The following is a 17,836-nucleotide window of genomic DNA, read 5'->3' on the forward strand; positions in this document are numbered from 1 at the left end:
AATCTATGTGGAATAAACACCCAAAAGCGCTCCCATATCTGTTCCTTTCGGAAATGTGGGAGCGTTTCGGTTATTATCTGATGATCGGAATCTTCACGCTTTATCTCAAAGACGTGGAGAAAGGTTTCGCGATGACCGAAAAAGAAGCGTCCGATTTGTACGGAACATTTATCGCATTGGTTTTCCTGACGCCGTTCATCGGTGGTTTGATCGCCGACAGATATCTGGGTTACAGAAGATCGATCATTTTAGGCGGAATCCTCATGGGAATCGGCTATTTCCTCATGGGCGTGCACTCGCTTCCGGTGTTGTACGCGGCCATGACGTTGGTCATTCTGGGGAACGGATTCTTCAAACCGAACATCTCGACCTTGCTCGGAAATTTCTACAACGAGGAAAAGTTCAAGACCAAAAAAGACGAAGGCTACAACATTTTCTACATGGGAATCAACGTCGGAGCGTTCATTTGCAACTTCTTCGGAGCCGCCTTATACAACCTTTTCGGCTGGCAACAAGCCTTTATGGCGGCCGGCGTCGGAATGTTCATCGGCGTAATCACGTTCATGATCGGAATCAAGCACTACGGCACGCACGACCAAAAGAAAGGCGTTCAGGAAGGCGACATGCCGTTCTCGAAAATCGTGATGTTCATCCTTTTGCCGTCGGTGATTTTTGGAGTGATCGGATGGCTTATCAAAGGAACCGCCTCAGACGCAAATCCCAACAGCTACATTTTCGGATCAGACAGCACCGATGCGTTCATCTTCGCCTGCATTCCGGTAATCCTGTTTTATTCGTCCCTTTATTTTAAGGCCAAAGCCGATGAAAAACGCCCAATCGGCGCGCTGCTGACAATCTTTTCGGTCGTGATTTTGTTTTGGGCAGTGTTCAAACTCAACGGATCGGCACTCAATACTTGGGGCGATCGCTACACCGATAGGGAAATTTCTGGAATGACCGAAGGCGTGTTTTCGACCTTGAAACTATCCGACAAAGTCGCCTATAAAAAAGACTCGGTAGGCGTTTACGACGAACAGTTCCGTTTGCAGAAAGTCGACGGAAAAGTCGTCAAGGAAGTCAATTATCCGGTCTATTTCAAAAACGTTTCCCGCGAAAAATTGCCCAAGGAAAATGCCGAAGTCTCGCTTTGGGCGTCAAACCTGAGCCAATCGATCAACCCGTTTTGGGTGATTGTGCTCACGCCTTTGGTCATCGCATTTTTCTCATTTCTTCGGATGCGAAAAAAAGAACCGACCACACCAACAAAAATCGCGTTCGGACTTTTGATTTCGGCCTTGTCCGTTCTCGTAATGGTCGCCGCGGTAAAAGCCGGAAGCAACGGAACGGAAAAAGTGTCGGTTTGGTGGCTAGTCGCAAACTATGGCGTAATCACGATCGGGGAACTTTTCCTGAGTCCGATGGGTTTGTCGGTTGTATCCAAACTCAGTCCGGCCAAAATCACGTCGCTTATGATGGGCGGTTGGTTTCTCGCGACATCAATCGGCAACAAACTCAGCGGCGTTCTGGCTTCGATGTGGGATTCGTACGAGGACAAAACGAACTTTTTCTGGCTCAACTTCGCGCTTTTACTTGGCGCGACGGCACTAATGTTCGTCGTTTTAAAGCAATTGAATAAGGTAATGGCCGAAAGCGGCATCAAATAATGGAGCAAGTTCCGGTTGCAGATTTAAGTCAGATTCAGGATTTCAAAGGTAAATATCCGCGTCAGTTGTGGTATTTGTTTTTCAGCGAAATGTGGGAACGCTTCTCGTTTTACGGAATGCGCGGCATGCTATACTATTTTATGGTGCACCAACTTTTGATGAACAAAGAGGAAGCGAACCTGCAATATGGCGCGACGCAAGCCTGGGTTTACGCCTTTACATTTATCGGAGGTTTGTTCGCCGACAAGATTTTCGGTTTCCGAAAGTCGCTGTTTTGGGGCGGACTTTTGATGATTGCCGGAAGTATAGTCCTCGCGATCGATCCGAAAAACTACTTCTTTATAGGAGTAAGTTTTACGATTGTCGGCACCGGATTCTTCAAGCCGAATATTTCATCTATGGTCGGAAAGCTCTATCGCGACGACGACGACCGGCGTGATGCGGGCTTTTCGCTGTTTTACGCCGGAGTGAATCTGGGCGCGATCCTGGGCGGCTATTTTTGTATCGCGATAGGAAAACGCGAGATTTTCGCCAAACTGATTCCGTCAGGTTCCGAATGGAATGTGGCTTTCGGGTTGGCTTCAATCGTAATGGTAATCAGTTTGCTAACATTTATCCAAACCCAGAAAAGTCTTGGGTCGATTGGGCTTTCTCCTTTGGCCGCGGTCGAGCCGACCAAGAAAAAGTTGCTCGAATGGTCAACTTACATCGGATCTATTTTGATTGTTCCGATAATCATGGTCATGGTCTCAAACACCGAGTACACAGATTATTTCATGTACACGATCGGGCCGGCTTCGATCCTGTACCTCATTTACGAGATGCGAAACTTCGACGCGACCCAAAACAAAAAACTCGTCGCGGCGTTGATTTTCATGCTTTTCTCAATCGTCTTTTGGGCATTTTTTGAACAAAGCGGCGGATCGTTGAGCGACTTTGCGGCCGAGAATCTCGAAAATACCGTTTTGGGAATCCGACTTGATCCAAACGGCGTGAACAATTCGGCAAATTCAGTATTTGTGGTTGCGTTCGCGGCCTTGTTCGGAATCATCTGGCTTTTTCTGAGCAAGCGCAAACTGGAACCCAATACGATTATAAAATTCGGATTGTCGTTCCTGTTTCTCGCCGGCGGATTCTATCTTTTCTATTACACGAAGTTGTTTGCATATGCCGACGGAAAAACCTCTTTGGATGTTTTCACTTTGGGCTGGCTCGTGATCACTTTCGGTGAATTGTGTCTTTCTCCTATCGGAATGTCGGCCATGACAAAACTTTCGCCTCAAAAGACGCAAGCCGTCATCATGGGAATGTGGTTTTTGGCAAGCGCCTACGGACAATATTTCGCCGGACTTTTGGGAGCTGACATCGCCAAAGCCTCGTCAAACATGTCCAATCTTCAAAAACTGGACGTTTATGCCGACGGTTACGAGCAGTTGGCAATCTACGCTTTGATTGCTGGAATCGTCATGATTGCAACCGCTCCGCTTATCAAAAAATTAATGCAAGGAGTCAAATAAAATCTTACCTTTCGGCACCGTTTTTGAAAAAGCGGGCTCAAATTTTTACACTATGAAAAAACTGTTTATAGCCATGTTCCTGATTGTCGGCTCTTTTGCCGTCGAAGCTCAGGAATTGCAATGGGAAACCGATATCACCAAAGCGGTCAAGATGTCGGAAAAATCAAAAAAACCGATCTTGATGTTCTTCACCGGAAGCGACTGGTGCGGCTGGTGCATCCGACTTCAGAAAGAAGTCCTGAAAACACCGGAATTCGCGGCTTGGGCAAAAGACAACGTGATTCTTGTGGAACTCGACTTCCCGCGTCGCACGCCACAATCTGACGAGATCAAAAAACAGAACTTCGAGTTGCAACAATTCTTCGGTGTCCGCGGTTATCCGACAGTTTGGTTTGCGACAGCGACCAAGGACAAAGCCGGGAAAATCGCTTTCACCCAACTCGGAAGTACGGGTTACGTCGCTGGCGGACCAACGGCTTGGCTTGACGGCGCGAACAAGATTCTCAAGAAGTCTTAAGGACCGTTTTTCAATACAAAGAATCCCTTTTCGGCAGTTGCGTGGAAAGGGATTTTTCTTTTGCGGCAAGTCGCTGCCCAATTCTTCACCGCGTATTTATAGTTCGATCCGTCGGCTATCACGACTTTCGGACTGAGTTCCAACAGCTTTCTTTCTAGGTTGATTTTGGGCGAGCCAACGAGCAGCAAAACATCAGATTGCACATTCGCCGAAAATCCGGAACTGTCGATAACCTGAATTTTCACCTTGTCGAAAGTATGCAGATTTCGCCAACTCGAAAATCGCAAATCGCCTCTGTTGTCGATGGCGTATGGATTTGCAGACAATTGGATCGATTTCGATTTGGCATCGGTAGAAAAAATCTCGACTTCACGCCCGAACCGGTTGGCGATAATCGTGTTTCTGTTCGCCTGAAAAACCAGCCATTCTTTAGCCTTTTGGTTTTTCATTTGTCCGAAAAGGAAATACAGCTGCAATGCCAGGACGCAACTTCCTATGACGGCTAATTTCCCAAACTTGATCTTTTTATCAGTCAGGCCAATCGCAACGACCAATATATAGGATAAAACCAACATTGTAAAAGTAAACCACAAGTTCCGCAGCACGAAAATTTCCTGGTCGGCGACTTTTGCGATCGCGAAATCCATCCAGTAAATGCTCTCGGAAGTTACCCACGAGAGAAAATACGGAACGCTTCCAAAGCACGCCCAAATGCTCGTCAGCATTCCCAGGATCATCACGATTCCCAAAACGGGCAAGGCGATCAAATTCGTAATGAAAAACAAGGCCGGAAATTGGTGAAAATAGTAAAGTGTCAAAGGCAAAGTCCCGATTTGCGCGGCGAACGAAACCGTGAGAATGTTCCAGAAATAGCGCGCGATCCTGTTGTCGAAATGGGCGATTTTGTCAAAAAGTGGTTTGAGCCAGACGATGAAAAACAGCGCGGCATAACTCAGTTGGAATCCGACGTCAAACAAAAATGTCGGCCGGAAAACTAGAATCAGCAAGGCCGAAACCGCAAGCGTATTGTAAATGTTCGAATTCCGGCCCAAGTGCATTCCTATGGCGACCAAAGAAAACATCGTCACAGAACGTACGACCGAAGGCGACAATCCGGCCAAGAGCGCAAATCCCCAAAGCGCGATCACGACGAGGACGAGTTTTGTGAAATTCCAGCGTTTTGAGTTTGGAAGAAATCCGAACAAAAACTCGAGAAACAGCATCAAAAATCCAACGTGCAAACCGGAAACAGACAAGATGTGAACCGCGCCCGAAAATTGGTAATCCTCAACAATTTTCTGGTCGATATCTTGCTGTTGTCCCAAAACCAAAGCCGCGAAAACCGCAAGTTCTTTCTTGCCGAATCCGTTGCTGGCGTTGGCGATTATGCGTTTCCGAATCTTGTCCGAAAAATGCCAGATGTTCTTCTCCAATCCCGATTCGCGAAAGTCCGAAGCGTAAATTTGGGCGTAAATTCCCTTGTTCCTGAGATAGGCGGAATAATCGAATTGTCCGGGATTCATGACGGGTTTGAGCGGATAGGCAATCGCATAAAGTTCCAAAAGCTGTCCGATTGGAATTTCGGCTTCGTGTTTGCGCGAATCGACATACAACAGGATTTTTCCCGTAACGGAATTCGCATCCGCTTGACGGACACTACAAACGTACTTTTGAAACTTTGCGCCTTTCTTGAGCTTTTCACGAACTTCCAACTGAAGGCCCGAAGCTTTTTCGCCCAATAAGATGTGATGTGTAAAGTGGGAATCTCGATTTGTTTCGTCTTGGCTGACCAAACAAAATGCCCCGAGGTTTATGAAAAGGAAAAGTGAAACCAGAGACCGCATCGTCTTGAAGTCAAACTTCCAAAGCGTCAACCAAACAAACGTCAAAATCGCGAGTGTCCAAACCAAAAGAGAAAGCTTCAACTCGAGAAAACGCTGGCTCGCGATGCCGATGGCAAAACAAATGACGAGTCGAAAAACGGGAAATCGGAACAATTGCATGGCGTATAGAAAAAAGAAAGGCAATACGTGTGTTCGAATCCTTGACTAAAATTTCCCGAATCCGTATTGCCTTCCAAGGTGGGCTGTGAATTGTAAAAGTAGCGGGCTCGGTTGGGAGTCGATTACAGAAAATCTGTAAAAAATGTTAAATTTTGCAAACGAAAAAAGCCAGGCTTTCGACCTGGCTTCGTATTATTGCGTGAAATGGATTACATCTGCACTCTATTGCATTGCACCAAATTGCGCTCGTAATATGGTTCTTTGGTAGAAGAAACAATCACGCCTTTTTGGGTTGACGAATGCACGAACTTAATTTCTTCATCTGTCGCTTCAACGACCATTCCGACGTGGTTGATCGATTTTTTGCCGTTGGTATGGAAGAAGACCAAATCACCCTTTTTCACATCCTTGCGATCGACTTTTTCGCCAACTTTCGCCATTTCGTGCGAACTTCTAGGCAAAGACATATCGAAAAGTCTGTAAACGGCAGTTACCATTCCGGAACAATCCATTCCTTTGGTGGTCGTTCCTCCGCCGAGATAACGTGTTCCGATGAAGGTCAACGCGTTGTTGATCATTTGTACGGCGACATAATTTTCCTCGGGCGCAGATTCGATATCGGCATCGTCTTTCTCGTTGATCAACGCCTTCTTGCTCTTGGGTTTCGCAGCGACGGCTTTCGCGGCCACAGGTTTTGGAGCAGGCGTCGTCTGGGCAACTGTCGCAGTCGGCTTCGGACTTTGCGGAATCACCGTGGAGACAACGGTTTTCGACGATTGACTTGTAGATTTTGTGGAAGATTTATCGGCTTCTTTTCCGGTAAACGAACTTACCGCCGATTTTACGTCCGAAGACACATTCTCATCGGCTGGTTTTCTGTAAACACCCTTTTTTTGGGCTTCTTTCTTCGACGTAATTGGCTGTTGTGCGTGGCTTTGAGTCGCTACGAGTAGGAAAACAGGAACGAAGAAGAACAATGCTTTTTTTACAAACATATTTTATTTTTTATTTTTCAGATGGCGGGCAACCACCCTTAGATTTATTAATAAAATTCTGTAGTAGAATTTTCTATGGATCAAACAACTAACGGGATTTTGTGAACTCGTATTGTTTGAACAAGGGCGAATTTAGCAATAAAATCGAGAAATTGTGTAAAATCGCAATATTAAATTGTTTACAATTCTGAAATTTGGCTTGAAAAAAGTCTGCAATATGTTGATTTACAGAAGATAATTCCACTGTTGGCAAGGGTTAACGAGCCTTGAGGTTATCAACAATTAATTTCGCGGTTTTTGCGCTCGCTCCGTCGCCTCCAAGCTTGTTTTCAAGTTCTTCGTAGTCGGAAAGGATTTTTTTGCGTGTATCCGAATCGAGCAATTTCCGAAGTTCCGAAACAAGATTTTTGGTATTCAGTTCGCCTTGGATCAATTCCTTGACAACTTCGCGATCCATAATAAGATTCACGAGAGAAATGAATTTCAGCGTGATCACGCGTTTTGCGATCTGGTACGAAATCCAGTTGCCGCGGTAACAAACCACTTCGGGCACTTTGAACAAAGCGGTTTCCAAAGTTGCAGTTCCCGATGTCACCAAAGCCGCAGACGAGATCGACAACAAGTCATAAGTCCGGTTTTGGACGAAATGCACGTTCCTGGTTTTCGTGAACTGTCGGTAAAAATCAGGTTCCTGTCCCGGCGCGCCTGCGATCACGAATTGATGATCGGGAAATTTCGGCACGACCGACAACATCACTTCCAGCATTTTCGAGATTTCCTGTTTCCGACTTCCCGGAAGCAGCGCAACCACGGGTTTTTCATCCATTTCAAATTCCTTTCGGAACGAACTTTCTTCCACTTTCGAACGTCCATGGATCGCGTCAATCAAAGGATGCCCAACAAATTCCACAGGAAATCCGTGCTTCTTTTCGTAAAAATCCTTCTCGAAAGGAAGAATCACATACATTTCGTCGACATCGCTTTTTATGGCCTTGATGCGACTTTCCTTCCAAGCCCAAATTTGAGGCGAAATGTAGTAGAAGGTCTTGTAGCCAAGCGGTTTCGCCCATTTTGCGATCCGCATGTTGAAGCCCGGATAGTCGATGAAGATCAACGCATCGGGTTTGAAATTCTCAATGTCGTTTTTGCAGAAATCGATGTTCCCGAGAATGGTTTTGAGGTTCATCACAACTTCGGCAAAACCCATGAAAGCCAGCTCGCGATAGTGTTTCACCAAAGTTCCGCCAACGGCTTGCATCAAATCGCCGCCCCAAAATCGAATGTCGGCACTTGGATCCTCGGCCAACAGATTTTTCATCAGGTTCGATCCGTGCAGATCGCCCGAAGCTTCGCCCGCAATGATGTAATACTTCATATATAATAAAGGATTATCGTGAAAAATGTGATCACGAACATCGACAAAAGTACACCTTTTGCCATAACGTCTTTTTTGAATTTGAGCAACAGAAAGAAAATCCCGAGGTTCACGATCGCGCCAATCGACAAAACTTTCGGGAGTTGCCCTGATTGTTTGATGATGAAAATGCCGTCGGTCAAGGTGTAAGGCGTGAAAAGCGTCACGAACAGGAAACTTCCGGCGAGCATTCCCGTAATTCCGATAAGAAAGCCCAAAACGACATCGGTTCTATCCATCGAGTTTCCAGGTGTTGAGTTGTTGCATGGCGTGGTGCGCGGTCAGATCGAATTGCACCGGAACGACCGAAACGTATCCGTTCGAAAGCGCCCATTCATCTGTATCTTGTCCGTTGTCGAGGTTCACGAATTTTCCCGTAAGCCAGTAATAGTCGCGTCCGTGAGGCGATTTGCGCTTGTCGAATTCCTCGACCCACATCGCTTTTGCCTGACGACAGACTTTGACGCCTTTGAACGATTTTTCCCTCGGGAAATTCACGTTCAGGATTACGCCTTCGGGCAAACCGTTTTCCAAAACCTGTTTGGCGATGCGCTTCACGTGAGGTTTCACGACCTCGAAATCGGCGTTCCAGTCAAAGTCCGACAACGAAAATCCGATCGATGGAATGCCTTCGATTCCGGCCTCGACCGCCGCACTCATCGTTCCCGAATAAATCACATTGATCGACGAATTCGAGCCGTGGTTGATGCCCGAAACACACAAATCCGGTTTGCCTTTGATGATTTCGTTTACCGCGAATTTCACGCAGTCGACAGGCGTTCCGGAGCAACTGTATTCGTCGAAAGCCGCGTCAGGCTTGGAAATCTTGTTCAGATACAAAGTGTTGTTGATCGTGATCGCGTGTCCGGTTCCAGACTGCGGACTGTCGGGCGCAACCACGATAATGTCGCCAATTTCCAGCATCACGTCGATAAGCGCGCGAATTCCAGGAGCCGTTATTCCGTCGTCGTTCGTAATTAAAATCAGAGGTCTTTTTTTCATTTTTCTAGTTGTCGTCCAAAGCAAATTGGAATTTGGAATTTGTTTTTTTATCAGCAGCATTTTCCGGCTTCCACGATTAGCTTCCTTGCCAAAAGCAGCTTTTGTAAAGCCTTGAACGAGCTTCCTTTAGTCGCTGTTCAAGACTGACAAAATCTAGCGTTTGTCTGCAAAAGGCTAATTCGTTTAATCCAGGCTAAGGCATCGGTAACAAAATCGAAAACCTTGCTACTAATCGGCGAAAGCGAAGGTAAAAATACGCTTTCAGGCTGACGAATCAAATTGGCCACGTTTAACAAAAAATTATGCGGAACCCACTATTTACGGCATAATTTTTCCATAACTTGGCCGTTTTAAGAACCCAAATGAATGCTATTGTGCGATTTATGAAAAGGAATTATAAAGTAATGCTAGTGGTCGCGGTACTCGCGGCGGCATTGTGGAGTTTTATGCCAAAAAAGGCAGATTCGGGCGATCCGGAGAAAGACAAAGCGCTTCTCGAATTGCTGCAATTCGTCATTGAACGCGGTCATTATGATCCGGCGAATCTTGACGACAATTTCTCCAAGGGAATCTATAAGGATTACATCACGGCACTCGATCCGTCGAAGCGCTTTTTCCTGCAATCCGATATCGACGAATTCTCGAAATACGAAACCCAGCTGGACGACCAGATCAAGAACAAAGACCTGGCGTTCTTCAACTTGACCTATGAGCGTTTGTTGCAACGTATCAAGGAAAGCAAGTCTTACTACAAAGATATTCTTGACAAACCGTTCGACTACACGGCAGAAGAATCGTTCAACACAGACAACGAGAAATTGCCATACGCCAAAACCACAGCCGAACTCAAGGAAAAATGGAGAAAGCAAGTGAAATTGTCGACGCTTTCGTCTTTGGCAGACAAACTCGATTTGCAGGAAGGCAAAACCACGTCCCAAAAACCATCTGCAACTTTGGACGAAGACAGTCAGGAAGCGGCCCAAAAAGTACTCGAGCAAAAGAAAAAAGAAGAAGTCAAGATCGAGAAGAAGTCTTACGCGACACTTGAGAAAGAAACGCGTGAAACGGCTTTGAAATCGTTGAACGAATACTTCAGTTTCATCGATGATCTGAACCGCGAAGATTGGTTTTCGGTTTACATCAACTCGATCGCTTCGAGATTCGATCCCCACACTTCGTATTTTGCTCCAGAAGAAAAAGAGCGTTTCGACGTAAGCATGTCAGGAAAACTCGAAGGAATCGGGGCGCGTCTGCAAAAGAAAAACGACTACACGGAAATTTCCGAATTGATTTCGGGCGGACCGGCTTGGAGAGACAAACAACTTGAACCGGGCGACGTGATCCTGAAAGTTGCACAAGGCAACAAAGAAGCTGTCGATGTCGTAGGAATGCGTTTGGACGACGTAGTCAAGAAAATCAAAGGTCCGAAAGGAACAGAGGTGCGTCTGTCGGTCAAAAAATCTGACGGAACGATGAAGGTGATCTCGTTGATCCGCGACGAAGTGGAAATCGAGGAAACATACGCCAAATCGACAATTATCGAGAAAAACGGTTTGAAATACGGAATGATTTACCTGCCGAAATTTTACATCGACTTCGACAACGCCAATGCCCGTGACGCCGGAAAAGACATCGCTTTGGAAGTAGAGCGTCTGAAAAAGGAAAACGTAGCCGGGATCATTCTTGACGTTCGCGACAACGGAGGCGGTTCACTAAAAACCGTGGTCGATATTGCCGGTTTGTTCATCGAGCAAGGTCCGATCGTGCAGGTGAAATCTTCCGGTAAAAAGAAAGAAGTCCTGTATGACAAAGATCCGAAAGTCGAATATGACGGACCGCTTGTTATCATGGTCAACAGTTTTTCTGCATCGGCTTCCGAAATTTTGGCCGCCGCGATCCAGGATTACAAACGCGGCGTGATCATCGGAAGCAAACAGACTTACGGAAAAGGAACAGTCCAAAATATATTCGACCTGAACCAATTCGTGAGAAACAGCGAATTCGGAGATTTGGGCGCGCTAAAAACGACAACCCAAAAGTTCTACAGAATCAACGGCGGTTCGACCCAACTTGAAGGTGTTGCGTCAGACGTCGCCATGCCAGACCGTTATTCTTACGTGAAAATGGGCGAGCGCGATATCGACAACGCCATGCCTTGGGACAAAATCGATCCGGCCGATTATAAGACCTGGAACAAGCAAACGAATTACGCCCAGGCGATCGAAAGCAGCAAAAAACGTATTGCGGCAAACGAGCAATTCAAGCTTATTGACGAAAACGCGAAATGGATCAACGACAGAAGCGAGGAAACGGTTTACAGCCTCAAACTCGATAAATTCCGCTCTGAGCAATCGGCTTTGGAAGAAAAGTCGAAGAAATACAAAGCGCTTTCTACCTATCACAACAACTTGAATTTTACGTCGCTTCCGTACGAAAAGGCACAGATCGATAAAGACGAATTGTTGCTCGAAAAACGCAAAAGATGGCACGAACAACTCGGCAAGGACATTTATGTGGACGAAGCCGTGAAAGTGCTCGACGATTTGCAGCCGAAATCAAAGGGCGCGGTCGCCGTCAAAAAAGACAAATCAATCAAATCCTGATAGATTTTAGGAATTTCCCAAATAAAGGCCTCGATTTTTTCGGGGCTTTCTTTTTTTTAACAAGCGAAAACGGTTTCGACGAATTACCATTTTTTTAAGGCCTAAATTGCCTTCCGCTGTTCCAAAAAAAATAAATTTGCGACCATGAATACAACGAGACACAATCACATCGCCATCACTCAAGAGCGACGAAGACCGGGAACTGCCAACAGGTAAGTTCCAACCATTCGATTTTGTGTAACCTTATTGTATTTGAACGTGACCACTTCCATTTCTTTTTTTGCTACCGATAGCCGTTGGGCTTCGTTGTGCATCGCCCGATTTTTCTCGACGCGACGACCGTAAGGTCGCTATCTCTCCTGGAGCCGATCCGTTCGGTTCACGTCTCGACATTCTAGAAAAATCACACAACAAAAACTACGACAATGGGTATTTCCATCCTGATTGCCCGTGATGCGCATTTTGGTTTTGCCGACGAAATCTGTGAAACCATGTATCAATCGGCATTGCAGCGCGGTACCGGAATCGCCAAACGCACACCCGAATACATTCGCAACAAAATGGCCAACGCCGATGCGGTAATCGCGCTTGACGGCGACCGTTTCGCCGGATTCTGTTATATCGAAAGCTGGCAACACGGCAAATTCGTTGCCAATTCGGGATTGATCGTGCATCCGGACTTTCGCCACTTGGGACTCGCCAAGCAAATCAAATCCCGTGTTTTCGAATATTCCCAGGAGAAATATCCTGGCGCAAAAATATTTGGGATAACAACAGGTTTGGCAGTGATGAAGATCAATTCCGAACTTGGTTACAAACCGGTTCCGTTCTCAGAACTGACCGACGATCCAAGTTTCTGGAAAGGCTGTTCGGGTTGCACCAATTTCGACATCCTGCAACGCAAGGACTACAAAATGTGCCTTTGCACGGGAATGTTGTACGATCCCGCAACCGACAAAAACAAAGAAAAATACACGTTCAATCAAAAGGTGCTTTCGCGTTTGAAAAGCATCAAGCAGGCGCTTTTCCTCAAAAAAGAGAAACCAAAGGAACAACCTAAAAAAGCAATGACATGACAACGATAAAAAAAGTCGTTCTCGCTTACAGCGGCGGGCTCGACACCTCATTTTGCCTCAAATATCTCCAGCGACAAGGCTACGAAGTCCACACGATTCTGATAAACACGGGCGGATTTTCACCTGACGAACTTTCGTCCATAGAAAAGCGCGCCTACGAACTCGGCTCAAAAGCGCACGTGAATGCTGACATCGTCGACAAATACTACGAAAAAGCCATCAAATTTCTCGTATTCGGAAACGTCTTGAAAAACAACACTTATCCTCTTTCCGTTTCGGCCGAAAGAGTTTTCCAGGCTATGGAAGCGATCCATTACGCCAAGACGATCGGCGCTTTTGCAATCGCTCACGGCAGCACTGGCGCGGGAAATGACCAAATTCGTTTCGATCTGATTTTCCGAACCATCGCTCCCGAAATCGAAATCATCACGCCAATCCGCGATTTGAAATTGAGCCGGCAAGCGGAAGTGGAATGGCTACAAAACGAAGGCGTCGACTATTCTTGGGAAAAGGCGCAGTACTCGATCAACAAAGGCATTTGGGGAACGTCCGTTGGCGGAAAAGAAACGTTGACCTCAAATTTGCCGTTGCCCGAATCGGCATTTCCATCGCAAATCACGAATTCAGGACCTACCAAAGTTTCGCTGCATTTTGAAAAAGGAGAACTCGTAGGAATTGACGACCAATTCTCAAAGCCCACCGACAACATCTCGAAACTCGAAGAACTTGCATCGGCTTACGGAATCGGGCGCGACATCCACGTCGGTGACACGATAATCGGCATCAAAGGAAGAGTCGGATTCGAAGCTGCCGCGCCACTTGTGATTATCAAAGCGCACCATCTTTTGGAAAAACACGTGCTTACGAAATGGCAGCAATATTGGAAAGAACAGCTCGGAAATTGGTACGGAATGCTGTTTCACGAAGGCCAGTATCTCGATCCGGTAATGCGAAACATCGAAACTTTTTTGGCCGACACGCAAGCGAACGTCACCGGAAAAGTGGTCGTGACCTTGCGTCCGTATCATTTTTCGCTTGAAGGAATCGAGTCCGAACACGATCTCATGAACACGCAATTTGGCCAATACGGAGAAATGAACAACGCGTGGACGGCCGAAGATGCCAAAGGTTTCATCAAAATCTTGGGCAATCCGCAGGCGATTTATTCACAGGTAAATGCTCAGCAATATGTTTAGCGTCGGAATTATCGGAGCTTCGGGCTACACCGGCGGCGAACTGTTGCGTTTGCTCGTGAACCATCAGAATGTCAAGGTCGATTTTGCGTATTCAACCACTTTTTTTGGCAAGTCGATCTCGTCCGTTCATCAGGATTTGATCGCAGAAGATTTGCCCGATTTTACAAACGAAGTCAATCCCGAAGTCGACGTCGTTTTCCTCTGCCTCGGACACGGAAAATCAAGGGAATTTCTAGCGAAAAACACTTTTTCCGACAAAACGAAAATAATCGATCTCGGAAATGATTTCCGCCTGACGGACGATGCGAATTTCAACACAAATTCCTTTGTTTACGGTTTGCCCGAATGGAATCGGACACAGATTAAAGACGCGAAGTTCGTGGCGAATCCGGGCTGTTTTGCCACCGCGATTCAGCTAGCACTTTTGCCTTTGGCACAAAACGGATGGCTCAAAAACGATGTTCACGTAAACGCAACCACAGGAAGTACGGGCGCCGGCGTGAGTTTATCCGAAACTTCGCATCATCCTTATCGAAACGGGAATATGTCGCATTACAAGGCATTCTCGCATCAACATTTGGGTGAAATCAATCAAACGCTTTCGCAGATCTCGGCTGCCAAATCGGGAGAAATCCTGTTCATACCGAATCGCGGCGATTTCACGCGAGGCATTTTCGCGACACTTTACACGAAGCTCGATGTCGCTTTCGCGGATATTTTCCAGGCATACGAAAATTACTATAAATCAGAACCTTTCGTCAACGTCACGACCGACAGCATCAGCCTGAAATCGGTGATCCAGACGAACAAATGCCTGATTTCAATCGAACAAAAAGGCGATTATATCTTGCTGACTTCCGTGATCGACAATCTTGTAAAAGGCGCGTCCGGACAAGCGATCCAGAACATGAACCTGATGTTGAACCTCGAAGAAACCACAGGACTTCGCCTAAAAGCAGCCGCATTTTGACCATGAAAAATCTATTTGACGTTTATCCATTATACGACATTACGCCTGTTAAAGCCTTTGGTAATAAGGTTTTTGACGAATCGGGAAATGAATATCTCGACTTTTACGGCGGACATGGCGTGATCTCGATCGGGCATTCGCACCCAAAATATGTCGAGGCGATTTCAGATCAGGTTTCCAAAATCGGATTCTATTCGAACTCGATCCAGAATCCGATCCAGGCGAAATTGGCCGAGCGACTTTGCGCGTTTTCCGGTTATCCCGATTATTCGCTTTTCCTGTGCAATTCGGGCGCCGAAGCCAACGAAAATGCTTTGAAACTCGCGTCATTCCACACCAAAAAAGCCAAAGTGATCGCGTTCAAAAAGGCGTTTCACGGACGCACTTCGGCGGCGGTTGCGGCAACCGACAATTTGTCAATCGTCGCTCCGATCAATTCTCATGAAGTCGTTTTTCTCGAATTGAACGATCAAAAATCGCTTTCCGAAATGTTGCAAAAAGGCGACGTTGCCTGCGTGATAATCGAGGGAATCCAAGGTGTCGGCGGACTCGATGAGGCTACGACGGAATTTTTCCGATTTCTGTCATCCGAAACCAAAAAGCACGACGTCGTTTTGATTCTCGACGAAATCCAAAGCGGTTACGGCCGAAGCGGGAGATTTTTCGCACACCAAAATCACGACATAAAACCCGATATAATCTCGATCGCAAAAGGAATGGGAAATGGTTTCCCGATCGGCGGCATCCTGATTTCGCCTGAATTCAAGGCTTCACACGGTTTACTAGGAACGACTTTTGGCGGAAATCACTTGGCTTGCGCAGCCGCTTTGTCGGTTTTGGACGTGATCGAACACGAGAAACTGATTGAAAACGCCAACAAAGTCAGTGACTATTTTCGCCACAAAGCATCTGAAATTCCGCAAGTCAAAAACGTGAAAGGGCGCGGTTTGATGCTCGGTCTGGAATTCGATTTCGAGATCGCCGACCTGAGAAAAAGTCTCATTTACGACTTCGGGATTTTCACCGGAAACGCGAGCCGGAAGAACTTGTTGCGAATCTTGCCGCCGCTTTCCATCACAGAACATGACGTCGATTTCTTCTTCGTCGGACTCAAAAAAGCGCTCGCAAAAATCGTCGAACCCCAAATTTCAGCGCCATGAGACATTTCACTTCCGTGGACGATATCCAAAATTTGGAAACGTTGCTCGATATCGCCCAAATGCACAAACAAAATCCGTTCGCGAATGAAGAATTGGGCAAGCGAAAAACGATTGGATTGCTGTTTTTCAACCCGAGTTTGCGAACGCGTCTTAGCACGCAAAAAGCCGCGTCAAATCTCGGAATGGAAGCGATGGTGATGAATCTGGACAACGAAGGCTGGCTTTTGGAATTCGAGGACGGCGTCATCATGAACGGAAACAAGGCCGAACACATTCGCGAAGCTGCGCAAGTCGTGTCTCAATATTGCGATATTTTGGCCGTGAGAAGTTTTCCGACGTTGACCGACAAGCAAAAAGACGTGTCCGAACAGGTGATTTCGGCTTTCAAAAAGTTCGCGTCCGTGCCCGTGATCAGCCTCGAAGGTTCGAGCGAGCATCCGCTTCAGGCTGTCGCCGATGCGTTGACGATTCGCGAATTCAAGACCAAAAAGCGTCCGAAAGTGGTTTTGACGTGGGCGCCGCATCCCAAAGCTTTGCCGCACTCTGTTCCGAATTCTTTCGCCAAGATCATGAAGTTGTCTGACGTTGATTTTGTAATTGCGAATCCAGAAGGTTACGATCTCGATCCAAAAATATCCGATGGCGTAAAAATCGTGAGAAATCAGGACAAAGCGCTCGAAAATGCCGATTTTATCTACGCCAAGAACTGGAGTTCGTTCGAAAAATACGGACAGATTTTGTCGCAGGATCTGTCGTGGACAATAACTGCTGACAAAATGAAACTGACGGATTCGGCCAAATTCATGCATTGTTTGCCGGTTCGCCGAAACATGATCGTGAATGACGAAGTTTTGGACAGCGCGTCGTCAATCGTGATTCCGCAAGCCAATAACCGGACTTTTGCTACTCAAGCCGTTTTGTCAGAAATTCTCAAAAGTTTATGAAACCAAAACTCACGATCGTAAAAATCGGAGGAAACGTCATCGACAATCCGGAATTGCTGCAATCGGTTTTGGCTGATTTTGCAAGTTTGGAAGAAGCGAAAATCCTCGTTCATGGAGGCGGAAAACTGGCGACGCGTTTGGCGCAAAAACTCGGAATCGAAGCCAAATTCCAAGAAGGCCGACGCATCACGGACGAAACTATGCTTGAAATTGCCGTGATGAGTTACGCAGGCGCGATCAACAAATCGATCGTCGCAAAATTGCAGGCTTTGGATTTGAACGCAATCGGATTGACTGGCGCGGATGGAAATTTGATCCTGTCTGAGAAACGCGCGGTCAAAACGGTCGATTTCGGATTCGTCGGCGATGTCAAAAATGTCGATTCAGGCAAGATTTCAAAAATGCTCGAACTCGGTTTTGTGCCGATTTTCGCGGCGATCACGCACGACGGAAACGGACAATTGCTAAATACGAATGCCGACACGATCGCGTCTGAAGTGGCGATTTCAATGTCGGAAATTTACGAGTCGAGATTGTTTTATTGCTTTGAAAAACCCGGTGTTCTCGAGAATTCCGAAGACAATGGATCGATGATTCCTATTTTGGATTCCGGATTTTATCAGCAGTTGAAATCAAAACATAAAGTGCATTCGGGAATGTTGCCCAAGCTCGACAATTGTTTCCGAGCGCTTGAAAATGGCGTTTCCGAAGTCAGGATCGGCAATCAAGATTTGTTGTCGGACGCAAATTCCGGAACCAAAATCCAACTTTAAAA

15 protein-coding genes are annotated in these 17,836 nt (G+C 46.4%); 10 read left to right on the forward strand and 5 right to left on the reverse strand.

All coding sequences use genetic code 11. The features are described from left to right. Nucleotides 1-5 precede the first annotated feature (5 nt). From EOO49_RS09635 to EOO49_RS09645, 3 genes are read left to right on the forward strand one after another with little or no spacing between them, the layout of a single operon-like run. Nucleotides 6-1,664: a peptide MFS transporter gene (locus EOO49_RS09635; protein WP_290845075.1), complete on the forward strand. Its 1,659-nt coding sequence runs from the start codon at nucleotides 6-8 to the stop codon at nucleotides 1,662-1,664. After that, a complete protein-coding gene (locus EOO49_RS09640; RefSeq protein ID WP_290845077.1) occupies nucleotides 1,664-3,181 on the forward strand; it encodes a peptide MFS transporter in 1,518 nt (505 codons plus the stop codon). Before EOO49_RS09635 ends, EOO49_RS09640 begins: the two co-directional genes overlap by 1 nt. A 52-nt stretch (nucleotides 3,182-3,233) precedes the next feature. Further along, complete coding sequence (locus EOO49_RS09645; protein WP_290845079.1) at nucleotides 3,234-3,698, forward strand: thioredoxin family protein; 465 nt, start codon at nucleotides 3,234-3,236, stop codon at nucleotides 3,696-3,698. Here EOO49_RS09645 and EOO49_RS09650 read toward each other — a convergent pair. From EOO49_RS09650 to surE, 5 genes are all read right to left on the reverse strand, one after another. Next, nucleotides 3,695-5,701 (reverse strand): ComEC/Rec2 family competence protein, encoded by a 2,007-nt coding sequence (locus EOO49_RS09650; protein ID WP_290845080.1) that lies wholly within the window; start codon nucleotides 5,699-5,701, stop codon nucleotides 3,695-3,697. The genes EOO49_RS09645 and EOO49_RS09650 overlap by 4 nt on opposite strands. A 209-nt stretch (nucleotides 5,702-5,910) precedes the next feature. Continuing rightward, nucleotides 5,911-6,696, reverse strand: a complete 786-nt coding sequence (locus tag EOO49_RS09655; RefSeq protein ID WP_290845082.1) for a C40 family peptidase — start codon at nucleotides 6,694-6,696, stop codon at nucleotides 5,911-5,913. Between the two features lie 256 nt (nucleotides 6,697-6,952). Beyond that, nucleotides 6,953-8,071 carry a lipid-A-disaccharide synthase gene (lpxB, locus tag EOO49_RS09660; protein WP_290845084.1) on the reverse strand — a complete coding sequence of 373 codons (1,119 nt, stop codon included), beginning with the start codon at nucleotides 8,069-8,071 and terminating at the stop codon, nucleotides 6,953-6,955. After that, a complete protein-coding gene (locus tag EOO49_RS09665) occupies nucleotides 8,068-8,349 on the reverse strand; it encodes a hypothetical protein (protein WP_290845086.1) in 282 nt (93 codons plus the stop codon). The genes lpxB and EOO49_RS09665 overlap by 4 nt, the downstream gene beginning before the upstream one ends. Then, nucleotides 8,342-9,112, reverse strand: coding sequence for a 5'/3'-nucleotidase SurE (gene surE / locus EOO49_RS09670; RefSeq protein WP_290845088.1), 771 nt, complete (start codon nucleotides 9,110-9,112; stop codon nucleotides 8,342-8,344). The genes EOO49_RS09665 and surE overlap by 8 nt, the downstream gene beginning before the upstream one ends. A 362-nt stretch (nucleotides 9,113-9,474) precedes the next feature. Here surE and EOO49_RS09675 point away from each other — a divergent pair, with 362 nt between their 5' ends. The 7 genes from EOO49_RS09675 (at nucleotide 9,475) to argB (ending at nucleotide 17,834) form a co-directional block, all read left to right on the forward strand. Further along, nucleotides 9,475-11,715: a carboxy terminal-processing peptidase gene (locus tag EOO49_RS09675; protein ID WP_290845090.1), complete on the forward strand. Its 2,241-nt coding sequence runs from the start codon at nucleotides 9,475-9,477 to the stop codon at nucleotides 11,713-11,715. A 425-nt stretch (nucleotides 11,716-12,140) separates the two neighbouring features. After that, nucleotides 12,141-12,791: a GNAT family N-acetyltransferase gene (locus EOO49_RS09680; protein WP_290845092.1), complete on the forward strand. Its 651-nt coding sequence runs from the start codon at nucleotides 12,141-12,143 to the stop codon at nucleotides 12,789-12,791. A 5-nt stretch (nucleotides 12,792-12,796) separates the two neighbouring features. Then, complete coding sequence (locus tag EOO49_RS09685; protein WP_290845126.1) at nucleotides 12,797-13,987, forward strand: argininosuccinate synthase domain-containing protein; 1,191 nt, start codon at nucleotides 12,797-12,799, stop codon at nucleotides 13,985-13,987. Then, nucleotides 13,980-14,957, forward strand: a complete 978-nt coding sequence (gene argC / locus EOO49_RS09690; RefSeq protein ID WP_290845128.1) for an N-acetyl-gamma-glutamyl-phosphate reductase — start codon at nucleotides 13,980-13,982, stop codon at nucleotides 14,955-14,957. The genes EOO49_RS09685 and argC overlap by 8 nt, the downstream gene beginning before the upstream one ends. A gap of 2 nt (nucleotides 14,958-14,959) precedes the next feature. Next, entirely contained in the window at nucleotides 14,960-16,117 is a 1,158-nt protein-coding gene (locus tag EOO49_RS09695) for an aminotransferase class III-fold pyridoxal phosphate-dependent enzyme (protein WP_290845094.1), read from the forward strand. Beyond that, nucleotides 16,114-17,061, forward strand: a complete 948-nt coding sequence (locus EOO49_RS09700) for an N-acetylornithine carbamoyltransferase (protein ID WP_290845095.1) — start codon at nucleotides 16,114-16,116, stop codon at nucleotides 17,059-17,061. The genes EOO49_RS09695 and EOO49_RS09700 overlap by 4 nt, the downstream gene beginning before the upstream one ends. Then, the gene (argB, locus tag EOO49_RS09705) at nucleotides 17,058-17,834 is read left to right on the forward strand and encodes an acetylglutamate kinase (RefSeq protein ID WP_290845097.1); all 777 of its coding nucleotides are present in this window, start codon (nucleotides 17,058-17,060) and stop codon (nucleotides 17,832-17,834) included. Before EOO49_RS09700 ends, argB begins: the two co-directional genes overlap by 4 nt. Nucleotides 17,835-17,836: the final 2 nt, after the last annotated feature.

Origin of the sequence: Flavobacterium sp. (assembly GCF_004295795.1) — a bacterium.
Lineage (GTDB): Bacteria > Bacteroidota > Bacteroidia > Flavobacteriales > Flavobacteriaceae > Flavobacterium.

What these genes read in the sequence shown, in the direction of transcription:
- EOO49_RS09695 (WP_290845094.1), top strand. Translation starts at nt 14,960, where the DNA reads ATGAAAAATCTATTTGACGTTTATCCATTATACGACATTACGCCTGTT.
- EOO49_RS09650 (WP_290845080.1), bottom strand. Translation starts at nt 5,701, where the DNA reads ATGCAATTGTTCCGATTTCCCGTTTTTCGACTCGTCATTTGTTTTGCC.
- lpxB (WP_290845084.1), bottom strand. Translation starts at nt 8,071, where the DNA reads ATGAAGTATTACATCATTGCGGGCGAAGCTTCGGGCGATCTGCACGGA.
- argC (WP_290845128.1), top strand. Translation starts at nt 13,980, where the DNA reads ATGTTTAGCGTCGGAATTATCGGAGCTTCGGGCTACACCGGCGGCGAA.
- argB (WP_290845097.1), top strand. Translation starts at nt 17,058, where the DNA reads ATGAAACCAAAACTCACGATCGTAAAAATCGGAGGAAACGTCATCGAC.
- EOO49_RS09635 (WP_290845075.1), top strand. Translation starts at nt 6, where the DNA reads ATGTGGAATAAACACCCAAAAGCGCTCCCATATCTGTTCCTTTCGGAA.
- EOO49_RS09665 (WP_290845086.1), bottom strand. Translation starts at nt 8,349, where the DNA reads ATGGATAGAACCGATGTCGTTTTGGGCTTTCTTATCGGAATTACGGGA.
- EOO49_RS09680 (WP_290845092.1), top strand. Translation starts at nt 12,141, where the DNA reads ATGGGTATTTCCATCCTGATTGCCCGTGATGCGCATTTTGGTTTTGCC.
- surE (WP_290845088.1), bottom strand. Translation starts at nt 9,112, where the DNA reads ATGAAAAAAAGACCTCTGATTTTAATTACGAACGACGACGGAATAACG.
- EOO49_RS09655 (WP_290845082.1), bottom strand. Translation starts at nt 6,696, where the DNA reads ATGTTTGTAAAAAAAGCATTGTTCTTCTTCGTTCCTGTTTTCCTACTC.
- EOO49_RS09700 (WP_290845095.1), top strand. Translation starts at nt 16,114, where the DNA reads ATGAGACATTTCACTTCCGTGGACGATATCCAAAATTTGGAAACGTTG.
- EOO49_RS09675 (WP_290845090.1), top strand. Translation starts at nt 9,475, where the DNA reads ATGAATGCTATTGTGCGATTTATGAAAAGGAATTATAAAGTAATGCTA.
- EOO49_RS09645 (WP_290845079.1), top strand. Translation starts at nt 3,234, where the DNA reads ATGAAAAAACTGTTTATAGCCATGTTCCTGATTGTCGGCTCTTTTGCC.
- EOO49_RS09640 (WP_290845077.1), top strand. Translation starts at nt 1,664, where the DNA reads ATGGAGCAAGTTCCGGTTGCAGATTTAAGTCAGATTCAGGATTTCAAA.